The sequence below is a fragment of the Empedobacter sp. UBA7620 genome, assembly GCF_002484185.1.
GTDB classification, from domain to species: Bacteria; Bacteroidota; Bacteroidia; order Flavobacteriales; family Weeksellaceae; genus Empedobacter; species Empedobacter falsenii_C.
Map to the genome: position 1 here is coordinate 22876 of NZ_DLJI01000036.1, position 7249 is coordinate 30124.

The following is a 7249-nucleotide window of genomic DNA, read 5'->3' on the forward strand; positions in this document are numbered from 1 at the left end:
TCAAAATATCGTTTTATTTCCTTACATCACGCTTATAATTCTATTCATTGTACTGTTTTTGATTTATTATACTTTCATTTATAAAACAGAAATTATGATTAGATTTCTTAGAATCGAAAAATATTTTGAAGATACAAGAATTGAAAATCTTACAATTCCTATTCAAAAATATGCGCAGATTTCGATAATAATCGTTTCGATTATTTTATTGATTTTTCAATTACCTATTTTTATCAATACAACAATTAAGTATTTTAGTGTAAAAGATTCTTTTCAAGATGGACTAACTTCTGATTTAATTTCGAGTTCAATTATTATTCTACTTTCATTTATTGGAATTATTTTCAGCGATAAACTCTCAAAAAATTTTGCAAAATAAACACTATTTTATTTCAGATATTTTAATTATTCTTATTTTATTAATTATAAAAAACCAAAAATGAAATATTACCTAACTTATATTCTATTTATAATTTGTTCAATTTCTTTTTCACAAAATATTGATGAAAAAAGAGATATACTAATTCATAATCTTTGTAATATCCTTTCCGAAAATAAAAATCTTAATGATTTAGATAGAATTAATTTAGTTAATCAAGATGTTAGTTTAATTAAATATTTTAAAGATTTTTCAAAAGATGAAATTCAAGCTGAAGAAGAAGCTATTTTTTATAGATTTCAAAAAAAATGTAAAGAATACACTGATATAATAAAGAAATTCTCTGAAAAAAATAATGAAAACTGGATTACTTTAGAAAATTTGCCTAAATCAACAATCAATGATAAAGATTATAATTTAGTAAAGTCAGCTTCTGAATTATATTATTTTGACTACGAAGGAAATAAAACAATTGTAAAAATTGAAGATAATAATTGGATTGAATATTTTATTGATGAATCTTTTTCTAAACTAAAATTATATTGGATAAAAAATAATGATTTTAATCTAGAGTTTTTAGAAAGCAATAATTCAATGAAAAAATCATTTAGTAGAAAAGGAGAAATATATCAATATAGAATTTTAAGTAAAGAGAATAATTATTATTGGATCGCTTATTATACAAAAGATCTAAATAATATCGTAAAATTTAAATTATATATTCAATAAAAAAACCTTCCATTACGGAAGGTTTCTTGTTATATCGAGTTTCTTAATCTCTCTTATAATTTACAACAGCTTCTATAAAAGCTTGTGCATTTTCAACTGGAATATTTGGTAAAATTCCGTGACCTAGATTGGCAATGTATTTATAAGGACCAAAATCGTCAATCATTTCTTTTACCATTTGCTGAATAGTTTCTGGTGGCGATAACAAACGAGAAGGATCAAAATTACCTTGTAACGTCTTTTTGAAACCTGTAAACTCACGCGCTAATTGCGGCGTAATTGTCCAATCAACACCCAAAGCAGAAGCTTTAGAATCGGCCATTTTCTCTAAAGCAAACCAACAACCTTTTGCAAAAACTGTTACAGGAACTACTTTAGAAACTTCATTTACAATTTGCTCGATGTATTTCCAAGAAAATTCGTCATAATCTTTTGGCGATAACATTCCACCCCAAGAATCAAAAATCTGAATCACATTTGCACCATGTTCCACTTTTTTCAACAAATATTGAATCGTAGTTTGAGTGATTTTTTCTAACAATTGATGCGCAGCAACTGGATTTTGAAAACAAAAACCTTTCGCTTGATCAAAAGATTTAGAACCACGACCTTCCACTGCATAACACAACAATGTCCAAGGCGATCCTGCAAAACCAATCAACGGAATATTATTATCCAATTCTTTCTTTGTGATATCCATCGCTGCATAAACGTAACCTAACTCTTCTTCAACATCAGGAATATAAACTTTTTCTACATCTTGAGCTGTACGAATAGGATTCTCTAACCACGGACCAACACCAGGTTTCATCTCGAAATTCATTCCCATTGCTTGTGGTACAACCAAAATATCCGAAAAGATAATGGCTGCATCCAACGGAAAACGACGAATTGGTTGAACTGTAATTTCAGCCGCTAATTCTGGCGTTTGACAACGTGTAAAGAAATCATATTTATCTCTCAATTCGATAAATTCTGGTAAATAACGTCCTGCTTGACGCATCATCCACACTGGCGGACGCTCTACCTCCTCACCTCTCAATGCTTTTAAAAGCAAATCATTTTTTATCATTGATGTATTTTTTTATATTTTCGATAACCACTTCCACCAATGGTGTTTGCGCAGTTATAATTTCATGATTTGGATAAACTTCTTGTATCGCAGAAGTTGTTGTATTTCCGATTGTAAAAATACGCGAACTTTCCGAAATTTCATTTTGTTGATGAAATGCTTTGAATGATAACGGACTAAAAAAAGCATACGCATCAAAAGTTTCATTTAATTGATAAACAACCTGTTCTGATTGATATGTAATGATTTGATTGACTTCTTGATTTGCTTTTGACAATTCATTCACCAACAAATCTCGGCGCGAAGAACCGCACAAGAAATTCCATTTCGGAGAATAATTTCCTGAAATCAATTTCGGAGCTAAATCTTCTGCATAATCTTCAATCAACACAACCTTTCTGTTTTGCGCTTTTAGTTTTTCTGCCGTTTTTTTTCCAACAACAAAAAAATGACCATTCAATTCCAATCCTTGAATGGCATTTACTGTATTTTGACTCGTCACAATAAATTGATGAACGGATTCATCAATCTGTGCAGAAATTTCATTTTTCGAAGTCAATTCGATTTGTAAAGTTGGTTTACAAACCACCTCAACATCAGTTCCAAATTCTTTTTCAAGTAATTCAGGAGAAATTAACTTCGTGAATAAAATCTTCGTTCGCACTATTTCGTTCCGATTTCTTTTTTAATTTCTTCAATCATTTTTGCAGCACCTTGCGCAATACATTCTTCAGCAAATTCGCGACCTTTTGTCAAATATTCATCTGCTTTGAATTGTCTTTCGATTGAAATCATTTCTTGTCCATCAATTGATAAAATTGCTCCTTTGAATGAGTAATTTTCTTCATCAATTTTCTCAACTAACGCACCAATTGGCGCTGTACAACCTCCTTCTAAAACATTCAAGAATTGGCGTTCTACTGTTGCAAAAAGTTCACATTGTGGATTATTAATATCACTCAAATCCAAACCTTCTTTTGCAACAATTCCTAAAATCCCTTGAGATGGCGCAGCAATCATCCAATCAATCACTTTATAATGAAGACCTTTTTCTGCCAATTCATCTAAAATTTCTGAACGATCCAAACCTGCAAAAGCAAATACAGCTCCGTCCCAATCTGCATTATCTTGCAACTTTTTCAGACGTAATTGCACATTTCCTCGTAAATCTACAATCGTATCATTTGGATATTTATGATTCCAAAATGCTTTACGACGCAAAGATCCTGTTGCAATAATTCGGTGTTCTTTCTCGAAAATATCTTCCGATTTGTACACCAAAATATCCGCAGAACTTGCACGCTCTGGATATGCAATCAACTCTAATGTTTCTGGTAAAACAGTTGGTACATCTTTCAACGAATGAACCGCAATATCCACTTGATCATTCAACAAAGCAATGTCCAATGAACGCGTAAAAACACCTGTTAAACCTAATGAATAAATGGGTTGTTTTAGATTTGCATCACCTTCAGAAGTAATCGGAACGATTTCTGTTGGATGACCTTTTGCCTCAAGAATAGAAGCAACTTTATTGGCTTGCCAAAGCGCTAACGGACTTTGACGTGTACCAATTTTTATTGTTTTCATGATTGTATTAAGCTTGTTTTAAATGAAACATTTTTTCGATTAACTGAATTGTTTCGTCTGCATTTTCTTTATTTTCAATCAAATAAGAAGCAAACTGATTTGTAATTTTCTGAATTACTTTTTCAGTTAAAATCGTTTCATTTTCGTCAATGTTTACATTATCTTTTTTCAAATTATTTAAAGCAAAACTCTGAAAAAAGTCTAATCTATCTTTGAAAGATTGAATAGCAGGAACCAATTCTCTGGTTTCTAACCATTCGTAAAACTCTGTAGAATGCTCCTCTATAATTGCCAAAGCTTCTGGAATTGCATTGCGACGTTGCGCAATTGTATCATCTACCATTTTAGACAATCCGTCCACATTTACCAATTGTATAGATTCGCGAGCAGCCAATGTATGAATTACATTTTCTGGAACTGACATATCAATAATCGTCATTTCCTTATCGAACGGAATCATTTCTTCTGTAATCGTGTAATTACTTGCTCCCGTTGCAACAATTAGAATATCTGTTTTTTGTAATTCTTCTTTTAATTCGCTGTGATCTTTTACGGTAATATCATATTTCAATCCAAGAACTTCCGCCTTTTCTTTTGTACGATTGATTAACGTAATGTTTGTATTTGGATAATGTTTGACCAAATTAGCGCACGTATTACGACCAATTTTACCAATTCCGTACAACAAAATATTTTTGTCTACCAAGTTTCCTTGCGTTGCTTGAATAAAATTAACCGCAGAATATGCAACCGAAGCAGAACCGTTACTTAAGAAAGTTTCGTTCTTCACTTTTTTACTAATTTGGATCGCAGTATTTACCAAACGCTCTAAAAAAGCATTTGATGCACCTTGTTTTTTGAAACGAGAAAACCAAATTTTGATTTGTCCGATGATATCAAAATCACCTAAAATCTGACTTTCTAATCCCGACGAAACTCGGAATAAATGTGTAATCGCTTCTTCTCCTTCTTTTACCATCATAAATTGACGGAATTCATCTGCATTACCTTCTGTGTATTTACAATATTGCTCAACGATTTGATCTTCGTTTTCTGCAAAACCATAAAATTCAGTACGATTACAAGTTGATACAATAAAAAAGTTTTCTAAACCATTCGTTTTAGAATCTTGTGTAAACGTTTCAACTTGTTCCGGGAAAAAAGTAAATTTACCACGTGTAATGGCGTCAGCTTTTTCATAACTGATTCCGATTACGTAAAAATTTTCTTCCGTTTTATTACCTCTAATTGCCATTTCTTCAAATACTGATACAAAAGTAGTTTCAAAAGTCTTCGAAAAATAACTTTAAAAAGAAAAAATAACGCTAAAAATTAAAGTTTGCTTTTTTAGAATAATTATAAATTAAAGGTTTATATTTGTATGTAAACCATTATAAAGAGCGAAGTTGACAATTATCACGTTTTTTATATGACAAACCTCATCATTCGAAATGGATTTAAAAAATACCCATAAAAGTAAAATTAACGAGTATAAATTGTCAACAGACGTATTTATCGCTCAAATAGACAACTTTACAGCTTCTACAGACACGATTCTGAAAGGAATTGACAAGCGTTATATACAATTCTATTTTTGTACAAAAGGTTCGTTGACATTTAATTTTAATAATGGTATTTATAAAATCAATTTGAACGAAGGAAAAAGTTTTTTGTTCTATTATCCGACATTAGACATTCCATTATCGCTAAATATAAATGCCGAAAGTAAGGTTTATATTGTGGTTTTGTCTATTCAGAAATTACATCAATTGTTTGCAGAATATCAAATTCAGAATAATTTGATTTCGAGCATGACGCAAGAAAAATTTTATATTGAACGCGAAATTGGTCCAGCGATAAAATTAGTTTTGAATCAAATTGAACAAATGAAACTTTCTCCACAATTTCAAAATTTATTTTTGATTGGAAAAATGTACGAATTGTTCACGCTTTATTTTTCTGAAATCGAAAGTCAAACTGAGCATTGTCCTTTCTTGAATGATGAAAATGAAGGAAAACGAATCAAAGAAATCAAAGATTATTTATTAGCTGATTTTAAAAATCCGCCAACTATCAAACAACTTTGCGAAAAATTTTCCATTTCTGAATATCATCTGAAAGAAGGTTTCAAAGAACTTTATGGAACAACTGTTTATGGTTATTTGTTGGATAAAAAACTGGAATTTGCGTTGCATAAACTAGAAGAAAATCAACAAATGGTAAAAGATATTTCGTTTGAAATTGGTTACGAAAATCCATCACATTTTATATCAGCATTTAAGAAAAAATATGGTTTAACTCCAAAACAATACATCAAACAGTTTCAAAATTAATTTCTTTATAATTTAAACTGATTATCATTCTTTAACTATTTATAAATACTTATTTTTGTCAAATATTTATAAATAATTATGAGAAAACTTTTACTCCTTTTACTTCCTTTCATCTCATTTGCCCAACAGCCAGCTTATTATGAAGGGATAGATTTTAAACAAAATGGAAAAGCTATAAAAGAAGAATTGCATAATTTAATCAATGCTACACATCATGCTGTAACGTACACTCCTGGTGTTTGGAATATTTTAGATAAATCGGACTTGGATTTAGATTCTCAAGGCCGAGTTTTGTTAATCTATGGTTTTACAGATAACTCTACCATTTATTCAGAACAACGTACGCGCGATGTGAATAATAAAAACAATACAGGCGGAAACGCAAACGGAAAATGGGAACGTGAACATGTTTTTCCTAAATCATTGGCAAATCCTGTTTTAGACACGAGATATCCAGGAACAGGTACAGATGCGCACAATTTACGTGCAGTTGATAGACAATTAAATTCGACAAGAAGTAACAATACTTATCGTGAAAAATGGGCACAAGATGTGACAGGGCAAGCCAAATTAATCAATGGCGGTTTTTATCCAGGTGATGAATGGACAGGAGATGTGGCACGAATTATTATGTATATGTATGTACATTATGGGTTGGAAACTGATCCGCAATTGGTTGCGTACAACAACACAACAACAACCAATAATGATGGAATGCCAGATATGTTTCTGAAATGGAATGTGCAAGATAAAGTATCTGAATTTGAGAAAGTCCGAAACGAAATTATTGCCGAAACGCAAGGAAGTCGAAATCCATTTATTGATAATCCGTATTTAGCAACATTAATTTGGGGCGGAGATAAAGCCGAAAATACTTGGGCTGAATTATCTGCGAACGATTACAATTATCAACAAACGCTTGTAGAAGTTTTTCCAAATCCAACAACAGATAAGGTAAAAATTAATGCTAAGAATTTTGATTATGTGAATTTATATGATTTTAACGGTCGTTTACTTGGAATTGAATTAGGTTCGGAAGTTAATTTGAAAAATTATCCAGCTGGAATGTATATTTTATCTATTCACCTAAAAGATGGAAAAATCATCACGAAAAAAGTGATTAAGAAATAAATAAACAAAAAATTC

Annotated in this window: 8 protein-coding genes; 4 read left to right on the forward strand and 4 right to left on the reverse strand. The window is 30.8% G+C overall.

Translation table 11 applies throughout. From position 1 onward, the window contains the following. Positions 1-94 precede the first annotated feature (94 nt). Together B2217_RS08660 and B2217_RS08665 are read left to right on the forward strand one after the other, a co-directional pair. A complete protein-coding gene (locus tag B2217_RS08660) occupies positions 95-379 on the forward strand; it encodes a hypothetical protein (RefSeq protein WP_147280018.1) in 285 nt (94 codons plus the stop codon). Positions 380-439: 60 nt separating this feature from the next. After that, positions 440-1108, forward strand: a complete 669-nt coding sequence (locus B2217_RS08665) for a hypothetical protein (RefSeq protein ID WP_115001420.1) — start codon at positions 440-442, stop codon at positions 1106-1108. A gap of 43 nt (positions 1109-1151) precedes the next feature. Here B2217_RS08665 and hemE read toward each other — a convergent pair whose 3' ends face one another. Genes hemE through hemA form a run of 4 tightly spaced genes read right to left on the reverse strand, consistent with a single transcriptional unit; the run spans position 1152 to position 5025 of the window. Then, positions 1152-2180, reverse strand: a complete 1029-nt coding sequence (gene hemE / locus B2217_RS08670) for a uroporphyrinogen decarboxylase (protein ID WP_038332112.1) — start codon at positions 2178-2180, stop codon at positions 1152-1154. Beyond that, positions 2167-2844: a uroporphyrinogen-III synthase gene (locus B2217_RS08675; RefSeq protein WP_180904969.1), complete on the reverse strand. Its 678-nt coding sequence runs from the start codon at positions 2842-2844 to the stop codon at positions 2167-2169. The genes hemE and B2217_RS08675 overlap by 14 nt, the downstream gene beginning before the upstream one ends. Then, positions 2844-3770: a hydroxymethylbilane synthase gene (gene hemC, locus B2217_RS08680; protein ID WP_280045312.1), complete on the reverse strand. Its 927-nt coding sequence runs from the start codon at positions 3768-3770 to the stop codon at positions 2844-2846. Before hemC ends, B2217_RS08675 begins: the two co-directional genes overlap by 1 nt. A 7-nt stretch (positions 3771-3777) precedes the next feature. Then, entirely contained in the window at positions 3778-5025 is a 1248-nt protein-coding gene (hemA, locus tag B2217_RS08685; RefSeq protein ID WP_038332101.1) for a glutamyl-tRNA reductase, read from the reverse strand. A 196-nt stretch (positions 5026-5221) separates the two neighbouring features. Between hemA and B2217_RS08690 the strand changes: the two genes are divergently transcribed. Next, on the forward strand, positions 5222-6103 hold the full coding sequence (locus B2217_RS08690; protein ID WP_291122330.1) for a helix-turn-helix domain-containing protein: 882 nt from the start codon (positions 5222-5224) through the stop codon (positions 6101-6103). Positions 6104-6181: 78 nt separating this feature from the next. Next, the gene (locus tag B2217_RS08695; RefSeq protein ID WP_291122332.1) at positions 6182-7234 is read left to right on the forward strand and encodes an endonuclease; all 1053 of its coding nucleotides are present in this window, start codon (positions 6182-6184) and stop codon (positions 7232-7234) included. Positions 7235-7249: the final 15 nt, after the last annotated feature.

Coding starts and splice junctions, on each gene's coding strand:
- hemC (WP_280045312.1), bottom strand. CDS start 3,770: ATGAAAACAATAAAAATTGGTACACGTCAAAGTCCGTTAGCGCTTTGG.
- B2217_RS08695 (WP_291122332.1), top strand. CDS start 6,182: ATGAGAAAACTTTTACTCCTTTTACTTCCTTTCATCTCATTTGCCCAA.
- hemA (WP_038332101.1), bottom strand. CDS start 5,025: ATGGCAATTAGAGGTAATAAAACGGAAGAAAATTTTTACGTAATCGGA.
- B2217_RS08665 (WP_115001420.1), top strand. CDS start 440: ATGAAATATTACCTAACTTATATTCTATTTATAATTTGTTCAATTTCT.
- B2217_RS08660 (WP_147280018.1), top strand. CDS start 95: ATGATTAGATTTCTTAGAATCGAAAAATATTTTGAAGATACAAGAATT.
- hemE (WP_038332112.1), bottom strand. CDS start 2,180: ATGATAAAAAATGATTTGCTTTTAAAAGCATTGAGAGGTGAGGAGGTA.
- B2217_RS08690 (WP_291122330.1), top strand. CDS start 5,222: ATGGATTTAAAAAATACCCATAAAAGTAAAATTAACGAGTATAAATTG.